This is a genomic window from Variovorax sp. W1I1 (assembly GCF_030815625.1).
In the GTDB taxonomy this organism is placed as follows: Bacteria; Pseudomonadota; Gammaproteobacteria; order Burkholderiales; family Burkholderiaceae_C; genus Variovorax; species Variovorax paradoxus_C.
The window spans coordinates 3,985,281-4,009,283 of record NZ_JAUSWZ010000001.1; the positions used below are offsets into that span (position 1 = coordinate 3,985,281).

Here is a 24,003-nt window from a genome sequence, read left to right on the forward strand (position 1 = left end):
TTCAGCGCTCGCTGCGCACCACCAGGCTCACGCCGATCGCGGTGAGCCCGATGCCCAGCAGCGTCACCAGCGTGATCGGCTCCGCGAACAGCAGCCACGCCATCACCGCCGTGCATGGCGGCACGAGGTACAGCAGGCTGGTGACGGCCGTGGCCGTGCCGCGCTGGATCAGCATGTAGAGCAGCGAACTGCCGCCCAGTGACAGCGCCAGCACCGACCAGGCCATCGCGCCGGTCGAGTGCGCGTTCCATTCGATGCCTTGCGACTCCATGGCAGCAAAGGGCAAGGTCACGAGCAGCGCTGCCGCCATCTGCACTGCGCTCGCGCTGCGCACGTCGCACGGTGCGACGAAGCGCTTCTGGTACAGCGTGCCCGCCGTGATCGACAAAAGCGCGAAGACGGTGAGCGCCATCGTCAGCGCGCTGACCTCGGTGCCCTGACCGAACTTGCGCGAGACCACGAGGACCAGGCCCGCAAAGCCCAGAAGCAGTCCGACCCACTGCCGCTTCGAAATTCGCCCGCCATTGAACGAAAGCCAGATCGCGGTGAGCACCGGCTGGATGCCGACCAGCAGCGCGACCAGGCCCGCGCCCATGCCCGCGTGCACCGCGGCCCAGACACCACCCAGATAACCCGCCTGCATCAGCACGCCCGTGACTGCGAGGTGGCCCCATTGCGAACGCTCCTTCGGCCAAGCGACCCGCGCCAGCGCGACCCATATGCCGAAGCACACGAGCGACAGCGCATAGCGCACAGCGAGGAATTTGAGAGGCGGCGCATAGGGCATGCCATAGCGCGCAACGATGAAGCCCGTGCTCCAGATCAGCACGAAGACCGCCGGCATGGCCCGCAGCCACCCCGAGCCGCCCGGGCCGGGTCCGGCGGCCGCCGCCGTCATTTGGAGTGGGCCCGGATCTCCGGAATGGCCTTCTGCAGGTAGTAGACCATCGACCAGACGGTGAGCACCGCCGAAATCCAGATCAGCCACTGGCCCCAGAGGCCGGTGTCGATCACCTTGAACAAGTGCCCGTCATAAAGCAGGAAGGGAATCGCGACCATCTGCACGGTCGTCTTGACCTTGCCGATCATGTGGACCGCCACGCTCTTGCCGGCGCCGATGCGCGCCATCCATTCGCGAAGCGCCGAGATGGCGATCTCGCGGCCGATGATGATGAGCGCCACGAACACATCGGCGCGCTGAAGGTGCACCAGCACCAGCAGTGCGGCGCACACGAGGAACTTGTCGGCGACGGGATCGAGGAAGGCGCCGAAGGCCGAGGTCTGGTTGAGCTTGCGTGCCAGGTAGCCGTCGAGCCAGTCGGTGGCCGCGAAGACGATGAACATGACCGTGGCGATCAGGTTGCGCATCGGCTCGGCCATCGGCAGGTAGAACACGCCGACGATCAAAGGGATCGCGACGATGCGCGTCCAGGTCATGATGGTCGGTAGGGTCCAGAACATGCGGGCGATTGTGTCATGGCGGGATGACCCCGCAGCTTGGCTCGTCTCTCAGTGCAGAGCCTTGTAGATCTCCTCGGCCAGTTCGGCAGCGATGCCCTCGACCGAGGCGATGTCTTCCATGCTCGCCGCGGCCACGCCGCGGATGCCGCCGAAGCGCTGCAACAGCCGCGCCCGGCGCTTCGGGCCGATGCCCGGAATGTCTTCCAGCTGGCTGCCGCCCACGCGCACCTTCGCGCGCTTGGCCCGCATGCCGGTGATGGCGAAGCGGTGCGCTTCATCACGGATCTGCGCGACCAGCATCAGCGCCGCCGAATCCTTGCCGAGGTAGACCTTCTCGCGGCCGTCGGCGAACACAAGTTCCTCGAGGCCAACCTTGCGGCCCTCGCCCTTCTCGACACCGACGATGAGCGACAGCGGCAGTCCCAGTTCGCTGAATACCTCGCGCGCCATCGACACCTGGCCCTTGCCGCCGTCGACCAGCACCAGCTCGGGCATGCGCGCGGTCCGGGTCTTGGGCGACGCCTCGCTGCCCTCTATGCCTTCGCTCTCTGCATCGCCCGGCGGCAGCGCGTCGGTCTCGGCCGCCATCGCCTCGGCCAGCTTGCCGTAGCGGCGGTGCAGCACCTGGCGCATCGCGGCGTAGTCGTCGCCCGGCGTGATGCCTTCGATGTTGTAGCGGCGGTATTCCTTGTTCTGCATCGTGTGGTGCTCGAACACCACGCACGAGGCCTGCGTGGCTTCGCCGGCCGTGTGCGAGATGTCGAAGCATTCGACGCGGAAGTTGTCCAGGTCGTCGCAGGCGAGCTCGAGCGCCTCGACCAGCGCACGGGTGCGCGCCTGCTGCGAACCTTCTTCGGCCAAGAGGCGAGCCAGCTGCAGGCCCGCATTCGTCTCCGCCATCTCGAGCCAGTGGCGGCGCTGCTCGCGCGGCTGGAACACCGCCGTCACGCGCCCGCCCGCCTGCTGCGAGACCGCCTCGATCAGTTCGCGGCTCACGAGGTGGCTCAGCACCAGCGTGGCCGGCACCGGCACGTCGATGTAGTGCTGGGCGATGAAGGCCTCGAGCACCTGCACTTCGATGGGATCGGCCGCGACTGCTTCGACACCCTCTTCCGCATCCATCTCGCCATGGTGGATCTGCGCGGCGTCTTCCACGTGCACCGGAAAGTAGGGCCGGTCGCCCAGATGGCGCCCGCCGCGCACCATCGCGAGGTTGACGCAGGCCTTGCCGCCCTGCACCTTGACCGCGAGGATGTCCACGTCCTTGTCCGAGGCGATCTCGATCGACTGCTGGTGCAGCACCCGCGAGATCGCCGACATCTGGTTGCGCAGCTCGGCCGCCTGCTCGAACTCGAGCTTCTCGGCGTGCGTCGTCATTCGCTGCTCGAGTTTGGAGAGCACGAGCTGCGTGTCGCCCATCAAGAAGGCCTCGGCGCTCGCCACATCCTGCGCATAGGCTTCGGGCGTGATGTAGCCGACGCAGGGGCCGGTGCAGCGCTTGATCTGGTACAGCAGGCAAGGCCGCGTGCGGTTGGCATACACCGTGTCTTCGCAAGTGCGCAGCTTGAACACCTTCTGCAGCAGTTGGATCGACTCCTTCACCGCCCAGGCGCTCGGGTACGGGCCGAAGTAGCGGTGCTTCTTGTCGACCGAGCCGCGGTAATAGGCCAGGCGCGGAAACGCGTGCGACGCGATCTTCAGGTAGGGGTAGCTCTTGTCGTCGCGAAACAGGATGTTGTAGCGCGGCTTGAGCGTCTTGATGAGGTTGTTCTCGAGCAGCAGCGCCTCGGCCTCGGAGCGCACCACGGTGGTCTCCATTCGCACGATCTTCGAGATCATGTGGCCGATGCGGGTGCCGCCGTGGCTCTTCTGGAAGTAGTTGGCGACGCGCTTCTTGAGGTTGCGCGCCTTGCCCACGTAGAGCACCGCGCCGGCGGCGTCGAAGTAGCGGTACACGCCCGGCAGTTGCGGCAGCGCCGCGACCTCGCTGAGCAGTTGATCGGAATGCACGTCTGACATGGCGGCTATTGTGGCTTCACGCGGAACCCGCGTCGCAAGCTGCGCGCAAACCCCGAGGTGGCTGGAATGAAATGTGCTGATGATGAAGACGGGCGCGAGGAGCGCCCGTGTCGTTTCATCAAAACCATTAGGGAAGAATTCCATGACGAAGAAGATCCAGGCGCGCGCCTGGTGGGTACTTTCACCCCTGGCGCTTGCATTGACCGTGGCGGGCTGCGGCGGCGGCGGTGGTGGACAGAACAACGACGCTGCGCTGATCGCGGCGATCGTCGCGGCCAACGCCGCAAACGAAGCTGCGGCTGCGGCCGAAGCCGCCGAGGGCTGTCTGATCGGTGACAGCGGCAGCCCGGTCGTGGTGGGCTCAGGCAATCCGGGCGACCCCGCCGCGCCTGAACCCGCCTCGGGCTATGTGCTCGGCCACAAACTGGTCTACGCGAAGAACTACATGGTGGTGGCCAACCATCCGCTGGCCACGCGCGCGGGCTGCGACGTGCTCAAGGCCGGCGGCAGCGCGGTCGACGCGGCGGTGGCGGTTCAGGCCGTGCTCGGCTTGGTCGAGCCGCAATCGAGCGGCCTGGGCGGCGGTGCGTTCATGCTGCACTACGACGCGAAGACGAAGAAGGTACAGGCCTACGACGGGCGCGAGATGGCGCCGGCTGCGGCCACCGAAAACTACTTGCGCTACATCGACGATGTCAGCGACAAGACCACGCCCAAGCCCTCGCCGCTGCGCGCGAGCGGCCGTTCCATCGGCACGCCGGGTGCGGTGCGCATGCTCGACATCGCCTACAAGGATCATGGCAAGCTGCCGTGGAAGGATCTCTTCAGCTACGGCATCACGCTCGCGTCGGACGGCTTCTCGATCGGTGGCCGCATGGCCGCCGCGATCTCCTCTTCGGAAGCCAACCTGAAGCGCGACGCCGAGGCCACGGCCTATTTCTTCAATGCCGACGGCACGCCCAAGGCGTTGGGCACCAAGCTCAAGAATCCGGCCTATGCCCAGACGCTGACGACCCTCGCCACTCAGGGCGCCAATGCCTTCTACACCGGCCCGATTGCGCAGGCCATCGTCGACAAGATCGCCGTCACGGCAGCCGTCGACGGCTCCGCCATCACCCCGGGCAAGACGACCATGGCCGACATGGCCAACTACGTGGCCAAGCGCCGCGACCCGGTCTGCGGCACCTACCGTGATTACTACGTCTGCAGCATGTCGCCCCCCTCTTCTGGCGGCATCGCGGTGGTGCAGGCGCTGGGCATCCTGGAGACGTTCAACATGGGCCTGTACAAGCCCACTGCCATCGACATCGAAGGCGGCAAGCCGACGGTGATGGGCGTGCACCTGGTGAGCGAGGCGGAGCGCTTGGCCTACGCCGACCGCGACAAATACGTGGCCGACACCGACTTCATCCCCCTGCCGGGCGGCTCCCCCGATACGATGCTCAACAAGCCCTACCTGCAGCAGCGCGCGAGCCTCATCAGCCTGTCCAAGAGCATGGGCACGGCAACGGCGGGCAATCTGGGCAGCGTGCCCCTGGGCATCGACAAGACCGAGGAGCACGGCACCACGCACTTCACCGTGGTCGACAAACAAGGCAACGTGGTGACGATGACGACCACGGTCGAAAGCACGCTCGGTTCGTTCCACATGACGCAGGGCTTCATGCTGAACAACCAGCTGACCGACTTCTCGGCCGACCCGAACGACACCAAGGACCCAAGCATCAAGGTCGCCAACCGCGTCGCCCCGGGCAAGCGTCCGCGCAGCACGATGGCGCCGACGCTGGTGTTCAAGAAGAACGGCGGCGGCAGCATGGGCGAGTTCGTTATGGGTACCGGCTCGCCGGGCGGCGGCACGATCATCCAGTACGTGGTGAAGACCGTGGTCGGCGCACTCGACTGGGGCCTCGATGCGCAGCAGGCGACCTCGCTGGTGGACTTCGGTGCGACCAACAGCCCCAACACCAACGTGGGCGGCGAGCACCCGGCCATCGACACCTCGAACTCGGGCAACAACGATCCGCTGATCACCGGCCTGCGCGCACTCGGCCACACGGTGAACTTCGGGCCGCAGTCCAGCGGCATCAGCACCATCATCCGCACGAACGTCGGCGGCAAATCGGTGCTCACCGGCGGCGCGGACCCGCGGCGCGAAGGCATCGTGCTGGGCGATACCTTCACGCCTTGACCGAACGAGGGGCGCTGCGATCGCAGCGCCCCTTTTTTCCGCTTACTTCGCGACTTCCGAAACGAGCCGGTACAGGAACTCCCGTCCGTCGTACAGCCGCTGGATCTCGATGCGCTCGTCCAGCCCGTGCGCCCGCGCATCGGCTGGCTCCAGGAACATGCCGGTCACGCCGTACATCGGGATGCCTGCATTGCGCAGGAAGCGGCTGTCGGTGGCACCGGTGCTCATCGCGGGCACCACAGGCACGCCCGGCCACATCTGTTGCGTGAGCGATTCCACTGTCTTCACGAGGTCGCCGTTCAGCGGCGAGGCCGGGCTGCGCAGCGGCTTGCCCATGTTGCGCACCACGATCTTGTCGTTGCCCACCGCCTGGGTCAGCAGGCGCTCGACTTCCTCGGGATCGTCGTGCGGCAGGATGCGGCAGTTGACCGTCGCCTTGGCCGACTGCGGCAGCGCGTTCTCGGCATGGCCGGCCTGCACCATCGTCGCCACGCAGGTGGTGCGCAGTTGCGCGTTGTAGGCCGGGTTTGCCGTCATGCGTTCGAGCACGCCGGCGTCGGGATTGCCGGTGCCGATGGCGCGCATGTCGTCGGCGAGCTGGCCGGTGGCGAACGGGGCGCTGCGCGCGAAGTAGGTCCTGGTGACGTCCGCGAGCTTGATCGGGAACGCGTAGTTGCCCAGCCGCTCCAGCCCAGCGGAGAGCGCGTAGATCGGATTGGTCTTCGTCGGCACCGAGCTGTGACCGCCCACGTCGCGCGCCTCCAGCATGTAGGTCGTGTACATCTTCTCGGCAACCTGCATGCGGTGCAGGTTCGGCTTGCCGCCGCGCAGTTCGCCGCCGCCCCCTTCGTTGATGCCGAATTCGGCCTGCAGCAGCTCGGGCTTGTTGCTGATGAGCCAGAAGGCGCCGTTGCTGAGCGCGTCGCCACGCTCTTCGTCGGCGGTGAGCGCCAGGATGATGTCGCGGCTGGGCTTGAAGCCTTCCTGCTTGAGTTGCCCCAGCACCGACACCAGCGCCGAGGCCATGGCCTTGTCGTCGATGGAGCCGCGCGCGGTGAAGTAGCCGCCGGTTTCCTGCAGCTTGAACGGGTCGGTCTTCCAGTCTTCGCGCCGGGCCTCGACCACGTCGATGTGGGCCAGCAGGAGCAGCGGCTTCTTGCTGCCGTTGCCCTTGAAGCGCAGCACGAGGTTGCCCTTCTTCGGGAAGGGTTCGAAGATCTGGATGTCGCCGGGCGCGAAGCCCGATTCGATCAGGCGCTTTTCCATGGCGCGCGCGGCCAGCGTGTTGTCACCGGTCGAATGGGTGGTGTTGATCTCGATCAGCTCTTTATATATGTCGTGGAAGCGCTGCTGCTGCGGCGTGAGCGATGCCGGCGCGATGCTCGTCTGGGCCGACGCACCGGTCATGCCGGCGATGCCGCACAAGGCCAGCGACAGAGCGAGCACGGTCCTGGCGGAACGAAGGGAAAACTGCGAACGGGTCTGCATCCTCATGGTCTTTCTCTCTCCGGGGTTGTTGTGACGGCCAGCATAGCAAGCCGAGCCCTGAATTGCCTCCCGGCACAGGCACACTCGCGACCATGGGCACGCACATGCAATGGGACATCTTCTGCAAGGTCATCGACAACCACGGCGACCTCGGCGTCTGCTGGCGGCTGGCCAGGCAACTGGCCGCGCTGGGCGAACGAGTGCGGCTCTGGATCGACGACGGGACGGCGCTGAACTGGATGGCGCCCGCGGGTTGCGATGGCGTGAAGGTGATCGACTGGAGCGACCCCGTCGCAGTGCGAGCGGCCGTGGCCGGGCCGGTGCCGGATGTGCTCATCGAGGCCTTCGGCTGCGAGCCGGCGCCGGAACTCGTCGCACGCTTTGCCGCTGGGGCCACGGCTGAAGGCGAGCACCGGGCGTGGATCAATCTCGAATACCTGTCGGCCGAGCCGTATGTCGAGCGTCTGCACGGCCTGCCCTCGCCGGTGTTCAAGGGACCGGGCGCGGGGCTGACCAAGCGCTTTTTCTATCCCGGCTTCACGCCCGCCACCGGCGGACTGCTGCGCGAGCCCGATCTCGCGGAACGCCAGGCCGGTTTCGATCGCGCCTCCTGGCTCGCGGCGCAGCAGATTCCCTGGAAAGAAAACGAGCGCCTCGTCTCCCTGTTCTGCTACGAACCACCCGCGCTGGCGGCGCTGCTCGCGCAGTTGGCAGAAGGCCCCGAGCCCACCCGGCTGCTGGTGACGGCGGGCCGCGCAGCCACCGCGGTGAAGGCGCACTTTTCGAATATTTCGCCTGAGAACCCCACCCTCCATGGGCATGGCGCGCTATCGATTTCATACCTCCCCTATCTCACGCAGCCGGACTTCGACCACCTGCTCTGGTCCTGCGACCTGAACTTCGTGCGGGGCGAGGATTCGCTCGTGCGCGCGCTTTGGGCCGGCGCACCGCTGGTCTGGCAGATCTATCCGCAGGACGACGACGCCCACCACGCCAAGCTGAACGCCTGGCTCGACTGGCTCGGCGCCCCGCCCTCGCTGAGGCGTTTTCACCACGTCTGGAACGGCTTCGACGACAAGCCCCTGCCGCCCCTGGAAACGCAGGGTCCGTGGCGGCAAACGGCTCGGGCGGCGCGCGACAGGCTGTACGCACAGGACGATCTGGTCGTCCAACTGCGGCATTTGATCGCCCAAAAAAGCTAAAATAGCGGGCTTTGCGGATTTCGGCCCGGGCCCTCAGGACCCGAGATGCTCTCCGCCAAACCTGCAAAACCGCCGCAAGACCTGTACCTCGGGGCCCGCCACACCGGCAAAAACGTTTCGAACGTCGCCGGATGTCGCAGAAGGCCCCGTGCACCGAGCGGCCAACATCCAGAGAACCTGTTATGAAAATCGCTCAAGAAATCCGCGCCGGCAACGTCATCATGCACGGCAAGGACCCGATGGTCGTCCTCAAGACCGAATACAGCCGCGGCGGCCGCAACTCCGCCACCGTGCGCATGAAGATGAAGAGCCTGGTGGCCAACTTCAACACCGAAGTGGTCTTCAAGGCCGACGACAAGATCGACCAGATCGTGCTCGAGAAGAAGGACTGCACCTACTCCTACTTCGCCGATCCGCTCTACGTCTGCATGGACGCCGAGTACAACCAGTACGAAGTCGAAGCCGAGAACATGGGCGACGCGCTGAACTACCTGGAAGACGGCATGGCTGTCGAAGTGGTGTTCTACGACGGCAAGGCCATCTCGGTCGAACTGCCGACCAGCGTCGAGCGCGAAATCACCTGGACCGAGCCGGCCGTCAAGGGCGACACCTCGGGCAAGGTCATGAAGCCTGCCAAGATCGCGACCGGCTTCGAAGTCGGCGTTCCGCTTTTCGTGGCGCAAGGCGACAAGATCGAAATCGACACGCGCACCGGCGAATACCGCAAGCGCGTCTGAGCGTTCCCGGCCTTCCGGCCCGTCACCGTCTCTCTGAAAAAGGCTCCGCAAGGGGCCTTTTTCGTTGGTCGGGCACGGCGGTTGCAACACTGCACAATCCATCAGGTCCTTCTGTCCGAGTCCTTCATGAACAACACGCACGATCTTCACGACAAACGCCTCGCCGATGCCTGGGCCACGCTCCAGTCCCATTCCGAAAAAGGCCTTCCGCTCGATCCCGATCCCTCGCGCATCGCCTTCGCGGATCCCGAGTTCCTGCTGCGCCGCGAAACCCGCGGCATCCGCATGCAGCTGGAGCTGATGAAGCCCGACCTCGAGCAGCGCGCCCATGGCATCGAGAACACGGTGGTGGTTTTCGGCAGCGCCCGCTTTCGCAGCGAGGAAGACGCCGCCGCGCTGATCGCCCAGGCCGATGCCGCCGGCGACGCGGTGGCCGCCGAGCGCTGGCGCCGCCTCGCACGCAGCTCGCACTACTACGAGAAGGCGCGCACCTTCGGCAAGCTGGTCGCGCAGTACAGCAACGGCAAGGAGCCGCAGGACAAGCTCTTCGTCTGCACCGGCGGCGGCCCCGGCATCATGCAGGCGGCCAACCGCGGCGCGCACGAAGGCGGCGGCATCTCGGTGGGCCTCGCGATCGCGCTGCCGATGGAAGAAGAAGCCAACCCCTACGTCACGCCGGCGCTGAGCTTCAAGTTCCACTACTTCGCGATCCGCAAGATGCATTTCATGATGCGTGCGAAGGCGCTGGTGGCGTTCCCGGGCGGCTTCGGCACGCTGGACGAGCTGTTCGAAGTCATCACGCTGGTGCAGACCAAGAAGTCCAAGCCGGTGCCGATCGTGCTGTTCGGCTCGGACTACTGGAAGCGGATGATCGACTTCGACTTCCTGGTCGATGAGGGCGTGATCTCGCCGGGCGATGTGAAGCTCTTCGAATACGTCGACGCGCCCGAAGACGCGTGGGACTACATCAAGCGCTTCTACAAGCTGTAGCCCGCCCCCAGGCTGCGCGCACTTCGTGTCGCTTCGCCACCCCCCTACCGGGGGCAACACCAGAGGCCCGGCAAAGCCGGTTCCTCGGTGTTGCACAAAGGAACACGGTCAACTCCTTCAGATGTCGGGATCAACGACGTCCGGGTGCAGCGCCTGCTCGAAGAAGCGCGTGAGCGCGCGGGCGCGGCGGCGGCGGTCGGCAAGGCTAGCAGCAGGGTCGCCGGCCGGCCCCATGGCCACAGCATCGTCGGCCACGCCGTGCAGCGCATTGAAGAGGATCACGGCCGTGAGCGTCGCGTCCTCCACTTCCCACACCCCCGCGGCATCGCCCTCCTTGAGCAAGCCGACGAGCTGCGTGATGACCGCGTTGTCGTTGCGCATGCGCCGGTCTTCGGGCCGGTATTCATGGAACACCACGTCGTGCAGGGCGACGTTGTCGAGGTAGGTTTCCAGGCCCGTCTCCACCCAGGCCTTCAGGCGCGCATGGTGGTTGCCTGGGCGATGGCGGTCCATGGCGTTCTGCAGACGCTCGCAGAAGGTATCGACAAAGCGCTGCTGCAGCGCGCCGAGCATGGCTTCCTTCGACGGAAAGTAAAGGTAGAACGTGCCCTTGGCCACCTGCGCGCCGGCCGCGATGTCGTCGATGCTGGTGGCGGCGATGCCCTTCTCGATGAAGAGGCGCTCGGCGGCATCCATCAGCGCGACGGCGCGGATCTCGGGCGCCTTGGTGCGCCGTCGCGGCGCGACTTCGGCCTCGCCTGCAGGGACGGAATCGGCGATCGGGTCACTTCGTGTCATTGCAAATCTCGGTGAACGGAGGGGGCGCGGTGTCGATGACCGTGTCGAGCTGCGGAACGCGTGGCACAGGCGCCTGCTCGCCGAGACCTGTGAACGCGTTGTCGGTGGCGGCGAAGACGGCGAGCGGGAGGCCGGAGCGTTTCTCGATTGTCAACTTGCGGATTTTCTCGTATTGCTCGGCGGGCAGCGCGCGCGCAGGGGCCACTGGAAGAAGGTGATCAGGTGCCGATCGAATTCGCGTGCGCAAGCGCACGGGCACAAGGGCAGCGGGCATGGCGTTGTGTAGCCTCAAGCCCGAACAGGCAACGCGGCAGCGCGTGGCCTGACGCGCACCAGCAATCCCGCAGCCAGCAAGCCCGCCACTCCGGCGCAGGCCATGGCCGCGTGGAACCCGCCGGCGAGTGCGCCGGCCAGCAGCGTCTGCGCCGTGTCCGCATCGAGCGAAGCCAGTGCGCCAAGGTCGTGCCGCAAAACGGCCGCCACCGCAGCCTGTTGCGCATCACGCAGCCCGGCCTGTTCGAGCGCGGTGGCCAGCAGCGTGGTCGCCCGCGTGCTCATCAGCGTACCGAGCAGCGCGATGCCGATCAGCATGCCGGCCTGGCGCAGCGCGTTCATCGTGGCCGACGCCATGCCCGAGCGCTGCGCGGGCACGGACGCCATTACCGCCATGCTCGTGGACGGCACCGCCAGACCCGTGCCTGCGCCGAGGAACACGAACAGGAGCGCCAGCAGCACATAGGGCGTGTCGGCCGAGAACAGAGTCAGCAGCAGCATCGAACCGCCGATGAGCGCGTAGCCCGCGACCATGAGCGTGTGCACGTCGTAGCGCCGCGCCAGCCGGCCGAACTGCGAGGCGATGAGTCCGGTTGCGACGAACTGCGGCACGAGCCGCCAGCCGGTCTCGCTGGGCGACCAGCCCTGCACCTGCTGCAGCAAAAGCGAGAAGAAAAACAGGCTCGCGTACGACGAGAAGCCAAGCACGAACGAGGCGAAGTTGGTGGCCGAGAAGCGCGCATCGCGGAACAGCGCGAGCGGCAGCAGCGGCCGCGCCACGCGTGCTTCCACCATCAGGAACAGCGCGAGGCCGATGGTTGCCGCCACCAGCGCGGTCGCGGCGCGACTGGAGCCCCAGCCGTATTCGCCGGCCGCGATCAGTCCATAGGTCAGCGCGCCGAGCCACAGCACGCTGAGCACCTGCCCGAGCGGATCGAGCGCCGCATGCTCGGGGTGCGAACTCTCGCGAATGCCCCAGAGCCCGAGCCCCGCGGTCAGCACGCCGATCGGCAGGTTGATGAGGAAGATGCTCTGCCAGCCCGCGTGATCCACCAGCACCCCGCCCAGCATCGGCCCGAGGATCAGCGACAGCGCCGTGAACGACGACCAGCCGCCGATCACCCGCGCGCGGCTGGCCGGTTCGGGGAACGCGTGCGCCAGCAGCGAGAGCGCGCCGGGAATCATCAGCGCGCCGGCGACGCCCTGCACCGCCCGTCCGGCGAGCAGCATGAAGAGGTCGCCGGCCATCGCGCACATCGCCGAGCCCAGCGTGAACACGATCACACCGGCGAGCCAGGCGCGCTTGCGGCCGTAGCGGTCGCCGACCGGCCCGGCCGAGAGGATGAAGGCCGAGAGGCACAGCGCATAGATGTCGATCACCCACTGCAGCCCGGCGAGATCGGTGGACAACGCGCGCTGCAGCGTGGGCAGCGCGACATTGACGATGCTCACGTCGAGCGTGGCGATGAAGCTGCCGAGGTACACCGCCGCCACGAGCGCGATGCGGCGGCGCGGATCGGTCGGGGCAGGATTCGGGGAGTCCATGGACGCCTTCAAGTCGTTGAAGAAGGCGCCGATACTGACCATGAGTCAGTTAAATGTCAATTCAGATGAGAATTGATCTTATTTGGAACGTGGATTTCGCACCTGCCGCTAGAGCTTCAAACCCCAGGTCGCTCGCGCTCCCAGCGCTAGTACGCCGCCCACGACCCAGAACACACCCGCGATCCCGATCAGCGCCCCGAGCGAGCCGAACAGCATCGGCATCGCCACGCTCGACGCATTGATGGTCATCAGCCGCAGCCCCAGCGCCTCGCCGTGCCGCGCGTGCGGGGTGATCTGGTGCAGCATGCTCATGACCATCGGCTGCACCGCGCCGAGCGCGAAACCGAGGATCACCGAGCACATGCCCATGGTCAAGGCCGAGTCGAGCAGCGGGTAGACCGCGAAAATCGCCGCCGTGACGATGGTGGAGCTCAGGATCACGCTGCGCTCCGAGGCGCGCGAGGCGATGAGCGGCAGCACCACACGGATCGCCGCCGCCGCGATGGCGAAGGCACCGAGGATCGACCCGATCACCGAGGCGCTGATGCCGCGGTCGTGCCCCAGCACGGGCAGCACGAAGGCGTGCACGTCCCAGCTCGACGACTGCAGCCAGTTCACGAACAGCAGGCGACGGAACATCGGCTCACGCAGCAGGTCCCAGGCGCGTGTCGGGGCGGCACCGGGTGTCGGCGCGGCACGCGGCGGCTCGTGCGCGCCGCGCGCAAGCAGCCAGCACAGGACCGGCAGGAAAGCCATGACCGCGAAACAGACGCGGAACGCCAGCATGTCCGCTGGCGCGCGACCCGCATGATCGATCAGCATGCCGGCGAGGAAAGGCCCTACGAAGTTGGCCACCGCAGGCGCGATGGCCAGCCAACTGAACACCCGCTTGAGCTGCGTCGCGTTGGTGGCGGAACGCCCCACGTGCCGCTGCAAGGCGATGACGGTCGCGCCGGTGGCGCCGCCGGTCAGCAGCGCCGCGACGCACATGGCCGGAAAGGTCGGAAAGACCAGCACGAGCCCCGCACCACCCGCTGCCGCGATCACCGAAAACCAGAGCGGCCGCTTGAATCCGTGCCGGTCGGCGAAGCGCCCTGCTGGCAGGGCCAGGAACACCTGGGTCAGCGCGAACAGCGCGATCAGTACGCCGACTGCCGCTGCGCTGTAGCCCTGTTGCAGCGCCAGCAGCGGTGTGGCCAGGCGCATGCCGGCCATCGTGGCGTGCAGGCAGACCTGGGCGCCGATGACACGCAGCAGTTCGGAGCCTTTCACGGGGTGTCGTCGCCCTCGGAATCGGTGTTGGCGGTCGGCGGCAGCAGCACCTGCGCCTCTGCCTCCGGCAGCGCCTCGACCTTGCGCAGCGCCAGGCGCATCTGCTTGGCGCGCGTGTCGGCCTTGTCGAGCGTGTCGGAGGCCTTGGCCACCTGCTCCTTGATGCGCGCGACCCATTCGCCGTAGCGCTCGAACTCGGTCTTGACCGCGCCCAGCACCTTCCAGACCTCGGAGGCCTGCTGCTCCAGCGCGAGCGTGCGAAAGCCCATGTGCAGGCTGTTGAGCATCGCGAGCAAGGTGGTCGGGCCGGCCAGCGTCACGCGGTGCTGGCGCTGGATGGCGTCCATCAGCCCGGGGCGGCGCAGCACCTCGGCGTAGAGGCTCTCGACCGGCAGGAAAAGAATCGCGAAATCGGTGGTGTGCGGCGCGGCGAGGTAGTTCTCGGCGATCGAACGTGCCTCCAGGCGGATGCGCGCTTCGAGCGCCTTGGCTGCGAGTTCGGCGGCGGGCGCGTCGGCGCGCTCGTGCGCGTCGATAAGGCGCTCGTAGTCGTCGCGCGGAAACTTGGCATCGATGGGCAGCCACACCGGCGCGCCGTCGTCGCCGCGGCCCGGGAAGCGGATCGCGAAATCGACGCGCTGGCCGCTGCGCGGCTTGGTCTCGATCTGCTTGGCGTACTGCTCCGGCGTGAGCACCTGCTCGAGCAGCGCTTCGAGCTGCACCTCGCCGAACACGCCGCGCGTCTTCACGTTGGTCAGCACGCGCTGGAGGCTGCCGACACCGACGGCCAGCGTCTGCATTTCACCCAAGCCCTTGTGCACCTGCTCGAGCCGGTCGGCCACCTGCTTGAAGCTCTCGCCCAGGCGCGCCTCGAGCGTGCTCTGAAGCTTTTCATCGACCGTCTTGCGCATCTCGTCGAGCTTGGCGGTGTTGCTCTGCTGGAGCTGCGCGAGCTGCGTTTCCATCGTCGTGCGCACTTCAGCGAGGCGCCGCGCGTTCGACTCGCTCAGGCCCTGCAGCTGGGTGTTGAGCGTGTCGACCAGCGTCTTCTGCAGCGAGGCGAGCTGCAGCGAGAAGGCGTCGAGTTGCGCGTTCTGCGTGCGCGTGGCCTCGGCGCCCTGCTGCACCAGCGACTGCTGGAAGGTCGCGAAGGCCTGCGCGGTTTCCTGCCGCGTACCGCGCGAGTTCTCGCCGATCTCGCGGCGCAGCTCGCGCTCTGTGCGCTCGTTGGCCGCTCCCATTGCAGCCAGCACGCCGAGCATTTCGCTGTGGTCCGGCCTGGGCTGCCGGCGCGCAAGCAGCCAGATCACCAGCACGAGCTGCACGACGGCAAGCGCAGCCAGCGCGAGAAGAATCAACTCAGTCAGTTCCAAGGAGAGTCGCTGCGTGTCGGTTAGTTACTTCGTGGCCGCTGGAACGGGCGTGACCGGCGTCAGCGGCCCCTTGCCACTGAAGTACGCGATGAGGTTGTCGGCCGCGAGGTCGGCCATGGCGCGCCGTGTGGGCACCGTGGCGCTCGCGATATGCGGCGTGAGCACCACGTTCGGCACGGTCAGCAGGTCGGGATGAACCTTCGGCTCGCCCTCGAACACATCCAGGCCCGCCGCCGCGATGCGCTTCTCGCGCAGCGCCACGGCCAGTGCCGCGTCGTCGACGATGCCGCCGCGCGCGATGTTCACAAGCGTGGCGGTCGGCTTCATCAGCGCGATCTCGGCGGCGCCGATGGTGTGGTGCGAAGCGGGCGAATAAGGCACGACCAGCACGACGTGGTCGGCGGTCTTGAGCAGCTCTTCCTTGCTCACGTAGCTGGCCTTGCAGTCGGCTTCGAGCGTCGCATCGAGGCGCGAACGGTTGTGATAGATCACCTTCATGCCGAAGCCATGCGCGCCGCGCTTGGCGATGCCCTGCCCGATGCGGCCCATGCCGATGATGCCGAGCGTGGCGCCGTGGATGTCGGAGCCCGCGAACATGTCGTAGCTCCACTTCTCCCACTTGCCGGCGCGCAGGAAATGCTCGCTCTCGGTGATGCGGCGCGCGGTCGCCATGAGCAGCGCGAAGCCGAAGTCGGCTGTGGTTTCGGTCAGCACGTCGGGTGCGTTGGTGCCGAGCACACCGTGCGCGGCCATCGCATCGACGTCGAAGTTGTTGTAGCCGACAGCCATGTTGGCGCAGATCTTCAGGTCGGGATTCGCGTCGAGCACGGCGGCATCGATGCGTTCGCTGCCGGTGGTGAAGGCGCCCTGTTTGCCCTTGAGCTTCGCAATCAGCTGCTCTTTGCTCCAGCTCTCGTCGGACTGGTTCGATTCGACCTCGAAATGTTGCGACAGGCGCTCGATGGTCTCGGGAAAGATCGCGCGGGCGACCAGGATCTTGGGCTTGCTCATGGTGTATTCACTCAGCGAAAGAAGAGGAAGGTGGTGATGACGAACAGCGGAATCAGGATGGCCACGGACCAAGCCATGTAGCCGAAGAAGCTCGGCATGGGCACGCCGCGGCTCTCGGCGATGGCCTTGACCATGAGGTTGGGCGCGTTGCCGATGTAGGTGTTGGCGCCCATGAAGACGGCGCCGGCCGAGATGGCGGCCAGCGTGCTCGCGTAGGTGGTCATGAGCGCCGCCGGGTCGCCGCCGGCGGTGTTGAAGAACACGAGGTACGTCGGCGCGTTGTCCAGGAAGGAGCTCAGCACGCCGGTGGCCCAGAAGTACATCGCGGGATCGGGCTGGCCGTCGGGGCGCGTCACGGCCGAAACGACGGCGCCGAACGGCCCTTGCGTGCCGGCCTTGAGCATCGCGATCACCGGGATGATCGTGAGGAAGATCCCCGCGAAGAGCTTGGCCACCTCGGCCATCGGGCCCCATTCGAACTGGTTGTCGGCGTGCACCTTCGGCGAGGTGAGCTTGAAGGACACGAGGGCGATCAGCAACAGTCCGACATCGCGCACAAGCCCCGGCAGCCCGACCGGGGTGCCGAACACGTCGAAGCTGATCGGCGATTTCCAGAAGCCGCTGAGCAACACCAACGCGACCACGCCGCCGAGCAGCCAGAAGTTGGCGGCGCCGTCGAAGCCCAGGCGCGGCGTGTCGGGCGTCGGGTCAACCGGCAGCACGCCTTCCTTGCGGTAGTAATGGCGGTCGATGGCATAGAAGAGCGCCAGCAGCACGCCGACGATGAAGAGCGTGTCGGGCAGGATGTTCTGCATCGTCCAGAAGAAGCTCACCCCCTTCAGGAAGCCGAGGAACAAGGGCGGATCGCCCAGCGGCGTGAGCGAACCGCCCGCATTCGAGACGATGAAGATGAAGAAGATGACCACGTGCGCCCGGTGCACCCGGTTGTCGTTGGCGCGGATCAGCGGACGGATCAGCAGCATCGATGCGCCGGTGGTTCCCATGAAGCTCGCGAGCACCGCGCCGATAGCGAGGATCGCCGTATTGAGCCCCGGCGCCCCGTGCAGGTTGCCCCGGATGTGGATGCCGCCCGCCACGGTGAAAAGCGCCGTCAGCAGGATGATGAAAGGGATGTACTCGGCCACCAGCGCATGCACGAGTTGCGTGCCAGCCAGCCCCGCGCCATAAGTGGCGGCAAAAGGCAGCAGGAAAGCCAGTGCCCAGGCGGCGGAAATCTTGCCGTAGTGGTGATGCCAGAAAGAAGGTGCGAGCAGCGGCAGCAACGCGATCGACAGCAGGATCCCGGCGAACGGCACGCCCCACAGCGGCGAGAGCGCGGCACCGTCGAAATCAGCGGCGCGGGCCAGGGCCGGAAAGAGCATGGGCAGCGCTGCGGCTGCGGTCAGTCGGAGTGTCTTTTTCATGGGTGCCGTACCGTACCAGACCGGGGTCGGGCCAAGCCGGGCCGAGGTCAGGCGGCCGGCTGCTCGATCTCGAAAACCTGGCGCAGATAGGCCAGGTATTTTTCGTCCTCGCACATGTTCTTGGACGGCGTGTCCGACAGCTTGGCCACCGGTTGGCCGTTGCAGTTGATCATCTTGATGACGATCTGCAGCGGCTCGTAGCCCAGGTCGTTGGTGAGGTTGGTGCCGATGCCGAAGGCCAACTGGCAGCGGCCACGGAACTGCTGGTAGAGCTCGATGGTGCGCGGCACCGTGAGGCCGTCGCTGAAGATGAGCGTCTTGGTGAGCGGATCGACCCGGTTCGCCACGTAGTGCGCCAGCATGCGCTCGCCCCACTGGAAGGGGTCGCCACTGTCGTGGCGGGCGCCGTCGAAGAGCTTGCAGAAGTACAGGTCGAAGTCGCGAAGGAACGCGCTCATGCCGTACACGTCGGACAGCGCGATGCCCAGATCGCCGCGGTATTCGCGCGCCCAGCTCTCGAAACCGAAGATCTGGCTGTCGCGCAGCCGCGGGCCGAGGGCCTGGCAGGCCTGCAGGTATTCGTGTGCCATGGTGCCCAGCGGGATCAGGCCGAGCTTCATCGCATAGAGCACGTTGCTGGTGCCCGCGAGTTGCGGCAGGCGCGCGCCGGGCTTGGCCTGCATCGGCGGCGGCGTGACGGCGCCCAGGCGCGAGTTCAGGGTGCGCAGCACCTCTTCATGCCAGTCCTTCGAGAAGCGGCGGCGCGTGCCGTAGTCGGCGATCTTGAGGTCTGCGAGGCCCGCGTCCTGCAGCTGGGTGATCTTGGTCTCGAGCCGGCGGCGGCCCTCGTCGATGTCGGGTTTCTTCTGCGTGTTGCGGAAGTAGACCTCGTTGACGATGGCCAGCACCGGGATCTCGAACAGGATGGTGTGCAGCCACGGCCCCTGGATACGGATCTCGAGCTCGCCCGAGGGCTGGGGAATGATGTTGATGTACTTCTCGTTGAGCCTGAAGAGCCCGAGGAAGTCGACGAAGTCGCTCTTGATGAAGCGCATGGACCGCAGGTAGGCGAGCTCGGCGTCGCGGAACTGCAGCGAACAGAGGCTTCGCACCTCGTCGCGGATCTGGCCCGCGAACTGCGCCAGGTCGACCCCGGGGTTGCGGCATTTGAAGCGGTACTCGACCCGGGCGCCGGGGAAGTGATGCAGAACGACCTGCATCATCGTGAACTTGTAGAGGTCGGTGTCGAGCAGGCTGTGAATGATCATGGTCGTCGTCGGTGCGCGGTGTCTCAAACTTTTCGGCGTCCGTTCGATTATCACGGGCAGCGTCGGCCTCTGCCTACTCGGCCTGCACAGCACGTCCTACCGTCAGGGTGAATGGACCACGAGACATTGATTTCACGGCGGCGACACAGCCCGCCGAATCAACCTCTCAAAGGAGATTCGCAATGAACAAGGACACCATCGAAGGCAACTGGAAGCAGCTCAAGGGCAAGGTCAAGGAGCAATGGGGCAAGCTCACCGACGACGACTTCGACGTCATCGCCGGCAAGCGCGACCAGTTGCTCGGCCGCATCCAGGAACGCCACGGCATCAGCCGCGATGAAGCCGAGAAACAGGTGAAGGACTGGGAGTCGCGCGATGGCCGCACCCCCGATGCCCTCTGGTACGAAAAGTACTGACCGGCACACCCACCCACAAACACAAACGATTTCAACAACCTCGAAGGAAAACTCCAATGAAAAAACACCTGCTCATGCTCGCCCTCGCTTCCACCTGCTTCGGCGCCACGCAAGCCAGCGCGATGACCGGTGACGAACACAAGGTCGCGAAGGAAAAGATCGAGGCCGACTACAAGGTCGCCAAGGCGCAGTGCGACACGATGAAGGACAACGCCAAGGACGTCTGCCAGAAGGAAGCCAAGGGCAAGGAAGACGTCGCGAAGGCCGAACTGGAACAGCAATACAAGCCGAGCGACAGCAACGCACGCAAGGTGGCCGAAGAGAAGGTGAAGGCCACCTACGAAGTCGCGAAGGAAAAGTGCGACGACCAGAGCGGCGACGCCAAGTCGGCTTGCGTGAAGCAGGCCAAGGCGGACGAGGAAAAGGGCAAGGCCGACATCAAGGCCATGAAGAAGGCGATGTAAGCCTTCGCGGCCAGAAGGCCGCATGACAAAAGACGACGGCGCCATCGGGCGCCGTTTTTCATGGTGCGGCGGTCAGGCTTTCAGCGCATCGACCACGCGTTGCAGGGCTTCGGGCAACGGCATCGGCCGCTGTGTGGCCCGGTCGACGTACACATGAACGAAGTGGCCCTGCGCGGCGGCGGTGTCCGCGCCCTCGGCGAACAGCGCGATCTCGTAGCGCACGCTCGACCGCCCGGCCTGCGCGACGCGGATGCCCGCCTCCACCGTCTGGGGGAACGCGATCGGCGCGAAGTAGTTGCATTGAGTCTCCACCACGAAGCCGATGGTCTGGCCGTGGTGGATGTCGAGCGCACCGCGCTCGATGAGGAGGGCATTCACCGCCGTGTCGAACCAGCTGTAGTAGACGACGTTGTTGACGTGGCCGTACATGTCGTTGTCGGCCCAGCGCGTCGGGATGCTGCGGAACGCGCGGTAGCTGCTGCGGGAATTCGGCGTGGGTTTGGCGGCGGAGGAGGAGCTCATCGCGCGGCATTTTGCCAGCGGCGCCAGTAGTCGAAGGCCACTCGGAAGGTGCCCAGTTGCACCTGCACGGTCTCGGCGATATCGCTGGCGTAGCCGCCGGCCATGGCGAAGGCCACGGGAATGCGGCGCTGCCAGGTCCAATCGAAGACCCGACGGTCTCGTGCCTCCAGGCCGTCGAAGCTGAGTTTCAGGCGCCCGAGGCGGTCGCGCTCGAAGGGGTCGGCGCCGGCGAGATAGATGACGAGTCCGGGAGAGAAGCGGCGGTCGAGTTCGTCCAGAGCGTGCTCCAGGGCAGTGAGGTAGTCGGCGTCGCCGCAGCCATCGGGCAGTTCGACGTCCAGGTCGCTGGCCTCCTTGCGGAAGGGAAAGTTCTTCTGGCCGTGCATCGAGAGCGTGAAGACGCTCGGGTCATTGCGGAAGATGCTGGCGGTGCCGTTGCCCTGGTGAACGTCCAGGTCGATCACCGCGACCTTCAGTTGCCGGCCGGTGCGGCCGTGCTCCGCCTGCATCAGCCGGGCCGCGACGGCCGCGTCGTTGAAGACGCAGAAGCCGCCACCCTTGTCGGCATAGGCGTGGTGCGTGCCGCCTGCCATGTTTGCCGCGATGCCGCCGGCGAATGCGGCCCGGCAGGCGGCGATGGTGGCGCCTGTGGAGCGGCGCGAGCGCTCGACCATCGCCTCGCTCCAGGGAAAGCCGATCTCGCGCATCGCCTGCGGGCTCACGCTGTCGTCGTTGATGGCGGCGATCCACTGGGGGGTGTGGGCCAGCGCCAGCTCGCCGTCGCTGGCGCGCGGAGCCTGGTCCATCTCGACGGCGGGCAGGTGCTCCTCGAGGCGGTCGCGCAGCAAGGCGTAGCGCGACATGGGGAAGCGATGCCCCGGCGGCAGGGGCAAAACGAACTGGCCGGAATAGAAGGCGCGCATGTCCGGCATTCTGCGATGCGGGCCGATTTAGAAAGCGACCTCTAGATTGCTGCACAGCAGCAAAAACCCCTTGATCGCAGAACTCAGCTGCCTATACTTGAGGCCATGCTGCACCGCAACAAAGACGACGAGGCGCAGCGCAACGTGAATCGACCACCATCCCTTCTGGAGATCCCAAATGGCCCTGACCGCTGACCAAATCCTCGCCGCCCAAAAAGCAAACCTCGAAACCCTGTTCGGCCTGACCACCAAGGCTTTCGAAGGCGTCGAGAAGCTCGTCGAACTGAACGTGACCGCTTCGAAGGCTGCCCTGGCCGAAGCCGCCGGCACCGCCCAAGCCGCCCTGAACGTCAAGGACGCGCAAGAACTGCTGACGCTGCAAGCCAGCCTGTTCCAGCCCCTGGCCGAAAAGACCGCTGCCTACAGCCGTCACCTGTACGACATCGCTCAAGGCACCGGCGCAGAATTCTCCAAGGCTTTCGAAGCCAAGGCCTCTGAAGCCCAGCAAGCCTTCGTCGGCCTGGTCGACAGCGCTTCCAAGAACGCACCCGCCGGTTCGGAAACCGCCGTTGCCGTCCTGAAGAGCGCCGTGGCTGCCGCCAACAACGCATTCGAATCGGTCCAGAAGGCTGTCAAGCAAGCCTCCGACGTCGCCGAAGCCAACTTCAACGCCGTGTCGACGCAAGCCGTCGCCGCCGCCAAGACGGCCACCGCTTCGCGCAAGCGCTAAGCACCAGCCACACCAGTTGTCTCCTTGGGTCCTCACGGATCCAATTCAGGGCCTCATCTTCGGATGAGGCCTTTTTTTTGGAGCTTTGTTGCTCGCCCCCAGGCTTCGCGCACTTCGTCTCGCTCCTCCCTCCCCCTACCGGGGGCAACATCAGCGGCCCGGCAAAGCCGGTTCCGCGGTGTTTCTCGCCGTTCGGGTGTCTTCGATAATGCATGCCTTAATTCAGGAGACTCTTCATGCAGATCGACGGCAAGGTTTTTATCGTGACCGGTGGCGCTTCGGGCCTCGGCGAAGGTGCGGCGCGCATGCTGGCCGCGAACGGCGGCAAGGTGGTGATCGCCGACATGCAGGCTGACAAGGGCGAAGCCGTCGCCAAGGACATCGGCGGGGTTTTCGTCAAATGCGACGTGAGCCAAGAAGCTGATGGCCAAGCCGCCGTTGCGGCCGCCACGAAGCTCGGCAAGCTGGTCGGCCTGGTCAACTGCGCGGGCATCGCGCCGGCCGAGAAGACCGTCGGCAAGAACGGCCCGCACGCCCTGGCCGTCTTCAGCAAGACCGTCACGGTCAACCTGATCGGCAGCTTCAACATGATCCGCCTCGCGGCCGACGCGATGAGCAAGAACGATCCCGAAGCCACCGGCGAACGCGGCGTGCTGATCTCGACCGCCTCGGTCGCCGCCTACGACGGCCAGATCGGCCAGGCCGCCTACAGCGCCTCGAAGGGCGGCGTGGTCGGCATGACGCTACCGATCGCCCGCGACCTTGCGCGCAACGGCATCCGCAACATGACCATCGCCCCCGGCATCTTCGGCACGCCCATGCTCTTCGGCATGCCGCAGGAAGTGCAGGACGCGCTGGCCGCCAGCGTGCCGTTTCCGTCGCGCCTCGGTACGCCCGAGGACTACGCCAAGCTCGCCAAGCACATCATCGAGAACGACATGCTCAACGGCGAGGTGATTCGTCTGGACGGAGCAATTCGACTCCCTCCACGCTGACACCGGGCACCGCAGGCGGCACGGCCGTGCTGCCGGTGCGGTCCAGCCGCTCGTACTGGGCGATCACCTGGGCGCCCAGCAGTACGAGCGTGGCGGCGATCTCCAGGCTCAGCAGCACCACGATCGCCGTGGTGAGCGAGCCGTAGACCACATTGACCTGCGACAAGGTCGAGAAGTACCAGATCAGCACTCGCCGCGTCGCCTCCCAGAGCAGCGCGGCGGTCACGCCGCCCAGCAGCGCATGGCGCAGCGACATGCGGCCGGCCGGCATCACGAGGTAGAGCGAGGTCAGCATGAAGATCTCGCCGCCCAGTCCCAGCAGGTACAACAGCAGCCCCGACACGCCGGAGAGCGACCATTCGCGCCCGAACAGATCCACGCTCTCCTGCCCCACCAGTTGCAGCGCGCCCGACACCAGCGTGACCAGGAGCAGCCCCACGCAGAGGCACAGGATGTAGATATATGGCATGGCCACCGAGACCAGGAAGTGGCGCTTGTGGTCGGCCTTGCGGTGGTGAAAGATCACCGCCATCGCGCTTTCGAGGATGCTGAAGGCGAGCGAGCTGAAGAAGATCATGGTCACCAGCAGCACCGGGCCCATCACGTCGCGGTGGTCGAGAAAGCTCGACAGCTCCGTCACGATCGCCTTCGATTGCCCCGGCAGCAGCCACTCGAGATACCGGCCGATGGTGCGCAGCAGTTCCGCCTGCTCGATCACGTGCGACATCGCGATCACGCTCACGATCAGGAGCGGCACGATGGACAGCAGCGCGTAATACGCCACCGCCCCCGCGAGCAGCAACCCCTGGTTGGCGCGGAAGGCCTTCAGGGCGTCCCAGAAGAATCGGAGCGGGTGGCGCAGCAGCGGTGCGACGTGTTGCAATGGGTTGGGCGTCGTCATGCG

At 66.1% G+C, this 24,003-nt stretch carries 23 protein-coding genes; 8 read left to right on the forward strand and 15 right to left on the reverse strand.

The genetic code is table 11. The features are described from left to right. Nucleotide 1: 1 nt before the first annotated feature. The 3 genes from QFZ83_RS18725 to uvrC are packed head-to-tail and all read right to left on the reverse strand — an operon-like array spanning nucleotide 2 to nucleotide 3,480. Nucleotides 2-898 (reverse strand): DMT family transporter, encoded by an 897-nt coding sequence (locus QFZ83_RS18725; protein ID WP_307508930.1) that lies wholly within the window; start codon nucleotides 896-898, stop codon nucleotides 2-4. Next, the gene (gene pgsA, locus QFZ83_RS18730; RefSeq protein WP_042578517.1) at nucleotides 895-1,461 is read right to left on the reverse strand and encodes a CDP-diacylglycerol--glycerol-3-phosphate 3-phosphatidyltransferase; all 567 of its coding nucleotides are present in this window, start codon (nucleotides 1,459-1,461) and stop codon (nucleotides 895-897) included. Before pgsA ends, QFZ83_RS18725 begins: the two co-directional genes overlap by 4 nt. Nucleotides 1,462-1,509: 48 nt before the next feature. Continuing rightward, nucleotides 1,510-3,480: an excinuclease ABC subunit UvrC gene (uvrC, locus tag QFZ83_RS18735; protein ID WP_307508933.1), complete on the reverse strand. Its 1,971-nt coding sequence runs from the start codon at nucleotides 3,478-3,480 to the stop codon at nucleotides 1,510-1,512. A gap of 142 nt (nucleotides 3,481-3,622) precedes the next feature. On the opposite strand from uvrC, the gene ggt reads away from it, so the two are divergent. Continuing rightward, nucleotides 3,623-5,668, forward strand: a complete 2,046-nt coding sequence (gene ggt / locus QFZ83_RS18740) for a gamma-glutamyltransferase (RefSeq protein ID WP_307508936.1) — start codon at nucleotides 3,623-3,625, stop codon at nucleotides 5,666-5,668. 42 nt (nucleotides 5,669-5,710) lie between these two features. Here ggt and QFZ83_RS18745 read toward each other — a convergent pair whose 3' ends face one another. Next, complete coding sequence (locus QFZ83_RS18745) at nucleotides 5,711-7,162, reverse strand: M20/M25/M40 family metallo-hydrolase (protein WP_307508938.1); 1,452 nt, start codon at nucleotides 7,160-7,162, stop codon at nucleotides 5,711-5,713. A gap of 86 nt (nucleotides 7,163-7,248) precedes the next feature. Here QFZ83_RS18745 and earP point away from each other — a divergent pair, with 86 nt between their 5' ends. The 3 genes from earP (at nucleotide 7,249) to QFZ83_RS18760 (ending at nucleotide 10,085) form a co-directional block, all read left to right on the forward strand. After that, entirely contained in the window at nucleotides 7,249-8,358 is a 1,110-nt protein-coding gene (gene earP / locus QFZ83_RS18750; protein WP_307508941.1) for an elongation factor P maturation arginine rhamnosyltransferase EarP, read from the forward strand. A gap of 182 nt (nucleotides 8,359-8,540) precedes the next feature. Then, nucleotides 8,541-9,095: an elongation factor P gene (gene efp / locus QFZ83_RS18755; protein WP_013540402.1), complete on the forward strand. Its 555-nt coding sequence runs from the start codon at nucleotides 8,541-8,543 to the stop codon at nucleotides 9,093-9,095. 126 nt (nucleotides 9,096-9,221) lie between these two features. Further along, nucleotides 9,222-10,085, forward strand: a complete 864-nt coding sequence (locus QFZ83_RS18760) for a TIGR00730 family Rossman fold protein (protein WP_307508946.1) — start codon at nucleotides 9,222-9,224, stop codon at nucleotides 10,083-10,085. Nucleotides 10,086-10,202: 117 nt separating this feature from the next. On the opposite strand, the gene QFZ83_RS18765 is transcribed toward QFZ83_RS18760, so the two are convergent. The 8 genes from QFZ83_RS18765 to pncB form a co-directional block, all read right to left on the reverse strand. Then, entirely contained in the window at nucleotides 10,203-10,883 is a 681-nt protein-coding gene (locus tag QFZ83_RS18765) for a TetR/AcrR family transcriptional regulator (RefSeq protein ID WP_307508949.1), read from the reverse strand. Then, nucleotides 10,870-11,157: a hypothetical protein gene (locus QFZ83_RS18770; protein WP_307508952.1), complete on the reverse strand. Its 288-nt coding sequence runs from the start codon at nucleotides 11,155-11,157 to the stop codon at nucleotides 10,870-10,872. Before QFZ83_RS18770 ends, QFZ83_RS18765 begins: the two co-directional genes overlap by 14 nt. 14 nt (nucleotides 11,158-11,171) lie before the next feature. Next, on the reverse strand, nucleotides 11,172-12,701 hold the full coding sequence (locus QFZ83_RS18775) for a DHA2 family efflux MFS transporter permease subunit (protein WP_307508953.1): 1,530 nt from the start codon (nucleotides 12,699-12,701) through the stop codon (nucleotides 11,172-11,174). 108 nt (nucleotides 12,702-12,809) lie between these two features. Further along, entirely contained in the window at nucleotides 12,810-13,973 is a 1,164-nt protein-coding gene (locus QFZ83_RS18780; RefSeq protein ID WP_307508955.1) for an MFS transporter, read from the reverse strand. Beyond that, nucleotides 13,970-15,340: a DNA recombination protein RmuC gene (locus tag QFZ83_RS18785; protein ID WP_307512759.1), complete on the reverse strand. Its 1,371-nt coding sequence runs from the start codon at nucleotides 15,338-15,340 to the stop codon at nucleotides 13,970-13,972. Before QFZ83_RS18785 ends, QFZ83_RS18780 begins: the two co-directional genes overlap by 4 nt. Nucleotides 15,341-15,370: 30 nt before the next feature. Then, on the reverse strand, nucleotides 15,371-16,357 hold the full coding sequence (locus tag QFZ83_RS18790; protein WP_307508957.1) for a D-glycerate dehydrogenase: 987 nt from the start codon (nucleotides 16,355-16,357) through the stop codon (nucleotides 15,371-15,373). 11 nt (nucleotides 16,358-16,368) lie between these two features. Continuing rightward, complete coding sequence (locus tag QFZ83_RS18795; protein WP_307508959.1) at nucleotides 16,369-17,781, reverse strand: sodium:proton antiporter; 1,413 nt, start codon at nucleotides 17,779-17,781, stop codon at nucleotides 16,369-16,371. Nucleotides 17,782-17,828: 47 nt separating this feature from the next. Further along, nucleotides 17,829-19,049, reverse strand: coding sequence for a nicotinate phosphoribosyltransferase (gene pncB, locus QFZ83_RS18800; protein ID WP_307508963.1), 1,221 nt, complete (start codon nucleotides 19,047-19,049; stop codon nucleotides 17,829-17,831). A 182-nt stretch (nucleotides 19,050-19,231) separates the two neighbouring features. On the opposite strand from pncB, the gene QFZ83_RS18805 reads away from it, so the two are divergent. Next, nucleotides 19,232-19,465, forward strand: a complete 234-nt coding sequence (locus QFZ83_RS18805; RefSeq protein WP_124961423.1) for a CsbD family protein — start codon at nucleotides 19,232-19,234, stop codon at nucleotides 19,463-19,465. Nucleotides 19,466-19,521: 56 nt separating this feature from the next. After that, nucleotides 19,522-19,929, forward strand: coding sequence for a hypothetical protein (locus QFZ83_RS18810; RefSeq protein WP_307508965.1), 408 nt, complete (start codon nucleotides 19,522-19,524; stop codon nucleotides 19,927-19,929). Between the two features lie 72 nt (nucleotides 19,930-20,001). Here the strand turns inward: QFZ83_RS18810 and QFZ83_RS18815 are convergent, their stop codons facing one another. Both QFZ83_RS18815 and QFZ83_RS18820 read right to left on the reverse strand, forming a co-directional pair. Next, nucleotides 20,002-20,451 (reverse strand): thioesterase family protein, encoded by a 450-nt coding sequence (locus tag QFZ83_RS18815; RefSeq protein WP_013540391.1) that lies wholly within the window; start codon nucleotides 20,449-20,451, stop codon nucleotides 20,002-20,004. Beyond that, nucleotides 20,448-21,374 carry a histone deacetylase gene (locus tag QFZ83_RS18820; RefSeq protein WP_373457507.1) on the reverse strand — a complete coding sequence of 309 codons (927 nt, stop codon included), beginning with the start codon at nucleotides 21,372-21,374 and terminating at the stop codon, nucleotides 20,448-20,450. Before QFZ83_RS18820 ends, QFZ83_RS18815 begins: the two co-directional genes overlap by 4 nt. Nucleotides 21,375-21,552: 178 nt before the next feature. On the opposite strand from QFZ83_RS18820, the gene QFZ83_RS18825 reads away from it, so the two are divergent. Together QFZ83_RS18825 and QFZ83_RS18830 are read left to right on the forward strand one after the other, a co-directional pair. Further along, on the forward strand, nucleotides 21,553-22,104 hold the full coding sequence (locus tag QFZ83_RS18825; protein ID WP_013540389.1) for a phasin family protein: 552 nt from the start codon (nucleotides 21,553-21,555) through the stop codon (nucleotides 22,102-22,104). 236 nt (nucleotides 22,105-22,340) lie between these two features. Beyond that, nucleotides 22,341-23,099 (forward strand): 3-hydroxyacyl-CoA dehydrogenase, encoded by a 759-nt coding sequence (locus QFZ83_RS18830; protein ID WP_307508968.1) that lies wholly within the window; start codon nucleotides 22,341-22,343, stop codon nucleotides 23,097-23,099. Here the strand turns inward: QFZ83_RS18830 and QFZ83_RS18835 are convergent. Beyond that, nucleotides 23,047-24,000 (reverse strand): YihY/virulence factor BrkB family protein, encoded by a 954-nt coding sequence (locus QFZ83_RS18835; RefSeq protein ID WP_306877608.1) that lies wholly within the window; start codon nucleotides 23,998-24,000, stop codon nucleotides 23,047-23,049. The genes QFZ83_RS18830 and QFZ83_RS18835 overlap by 53 nt on opposite strands. Between the last annotated feature and the right edge of the window lie 3 nt (nucleotides 24,001-24,003).

What these genes read in the sequence shown, in the direction of transcription:
- QFZ83_RS18830 (WP_307508968.1), top strand. Translation starts at nt 22,341, where the DNA reads ATGCAGATCGACGGCAAGGTTTTTATCGTGACCGGTGGCGCTTCGGGC.
- QFZ83_RS18775 (WP_307508953.1), bottom strand. Translation starts at nt 12,701, where the DNA reads ATGGACTCCCCGAATCCTGCCCCGACCGATCCGCGCCGCCGCATCGCG.
- QFZ83_RS18835 (WP_306877608.1), bottom strand. Translation starts at nt 24,000, where the DNA reads ATGACGACGCCCAACCCATTGCAACACGTCGCACCGCTGCTGCGCCAC.
- pgsA (WP_042578517.1), bottom strand. Translation starts at nt 1,461, where the DNA reads ATGTTCTGGACCCTACCGACCATCATGACCTGGACGCGCATCGTCGCG.
- QFZ83_RS18745 (WP_307508938.1), bottom strand. Translation starts at nt 7,162, where the DNA reads ATGAGGATGCAGACCCGTTCGCAGTTTTCCCTTCGTTCCGCCAGGACC.
- earP (WP_307508941.1), top strand. Translation starts at nt 7,249, where the DNA reads ATGGGCACGCACATGCAATGGGACATCTTCTGCAAGGTCATCGACAAC.
- QFZ83_RS18760 (WP_307508946.1), top strand. Translation starts at nt 9,222, where the DNA reads ATGAACAACACGCACGATCTTCACGACAAACGCCTCGCCGATGCCTGG.
- QFZ83_RS18725 (WP_307508930.1), bottom strand. Translation starts at nt 898, where the DNA reads ATGACGGCGGCGGCCGCCGGACCCGGCCCGGGCGGCTCGGGGTGGCTG.
- QFZ83_RS18815 (WP_013540391.1), bottom strand. Translation starts at nt 20,451, where the DNA reads ATGAGCTCCTCCTCCGCCGCCAAACCCACGCCGAATTCCCGCAGCAGC.
- QFZ83_RS18805 (WP_124961423.1), top strand. Translation starts at nt 19,232, where the DNA reads ATGAACAAGGACACCATCGAAGGCAACTGGAAGCAGCTCAAGGGCAAG.
- QFZ83_RS18820 (WP_373457507.1), bottom strand. Translation starts at nt 21,374, where the DNA reads ATGCGCGCCTTCTATTCCGGCCAGTTCGTTTTGCCCCTGCCGCCGGGG.
- QFZ83_RS18765 (WP_307508949.1), bottom strand. Translation starts at nt 10,883, where the DNA reads ATGACACGAAGTGACCCGATCGCCGATTCCGTCCCTGCAGGCGAGGCC.
- QFZ83_RS18770 (WP_307508952.1), bottom strand. Translation starts at nt 11,157, where the DNA reads ATGCCCGCTGCCCTTGTGCCCGTGCGCTTGCGCACGCGAATTCGATCG.
- pncB (WP_307508963.1), bottom strand. Translation starts at nt 19,049, where the DNA reads ATGATCATTCACAGCCTGCTCGACACCGACCTCTACAAGTTCACGATG.
- uvrC (WP_307508933.1), bottom strand. Translation starts at nt 3,480, where the DNA reads ATGTCAGACGTGCATTCCGATCAACTGCTCAGCGAGGTCGCGGCGCTG.
- QFZ83_RS18825 (WP_013540389.1), top strand. Translation starts at nt 21,553, where the DNA reads ATGGCCCTGACCGCTGACCAAATCCTCGCCGCCCAAAAAGCAAACCTC.
- QFZ83_RS18810 (WP_307508965.1), top strand. Translation starts at nt 19,522, where the DNA reads ATGAAAAAACACCTGCTCATGCTCGCCCTCGCTTCCACCTGCTTCGGC.
- ggt (WP_307508936.1), top strand. Translation starts at nt 3,623, where the DNA reads ATGACGAAGAAGATCCAGGCGCGCGCCTGGTGGGTACTTTCACCCCTG.
- QFZ83_RS18795 (WP_307508959.1), bottom strand. Translation starts at nt 17,781, where the DNA reads ATGAAAAAGACACTCCGACTGACCGCAGCCGCAGCGCTGCCCATGCTC.
- efp (WP_013540402.1), top strand. Translation starts at nt 8,541, where the DNA reads ATGAAAATCGCTCAAGAAATCCGCGCCGGCAACGTCATCATGCACGGC.
- QFZ83_RS18790 (WP_307508957.1), bottom strand. Translation starts at nt 16,357, where the DNA reads ATGAGCAAGCCCAAGATCCTGGTCGCCCGCGCGATCTTTCCCGAGACC.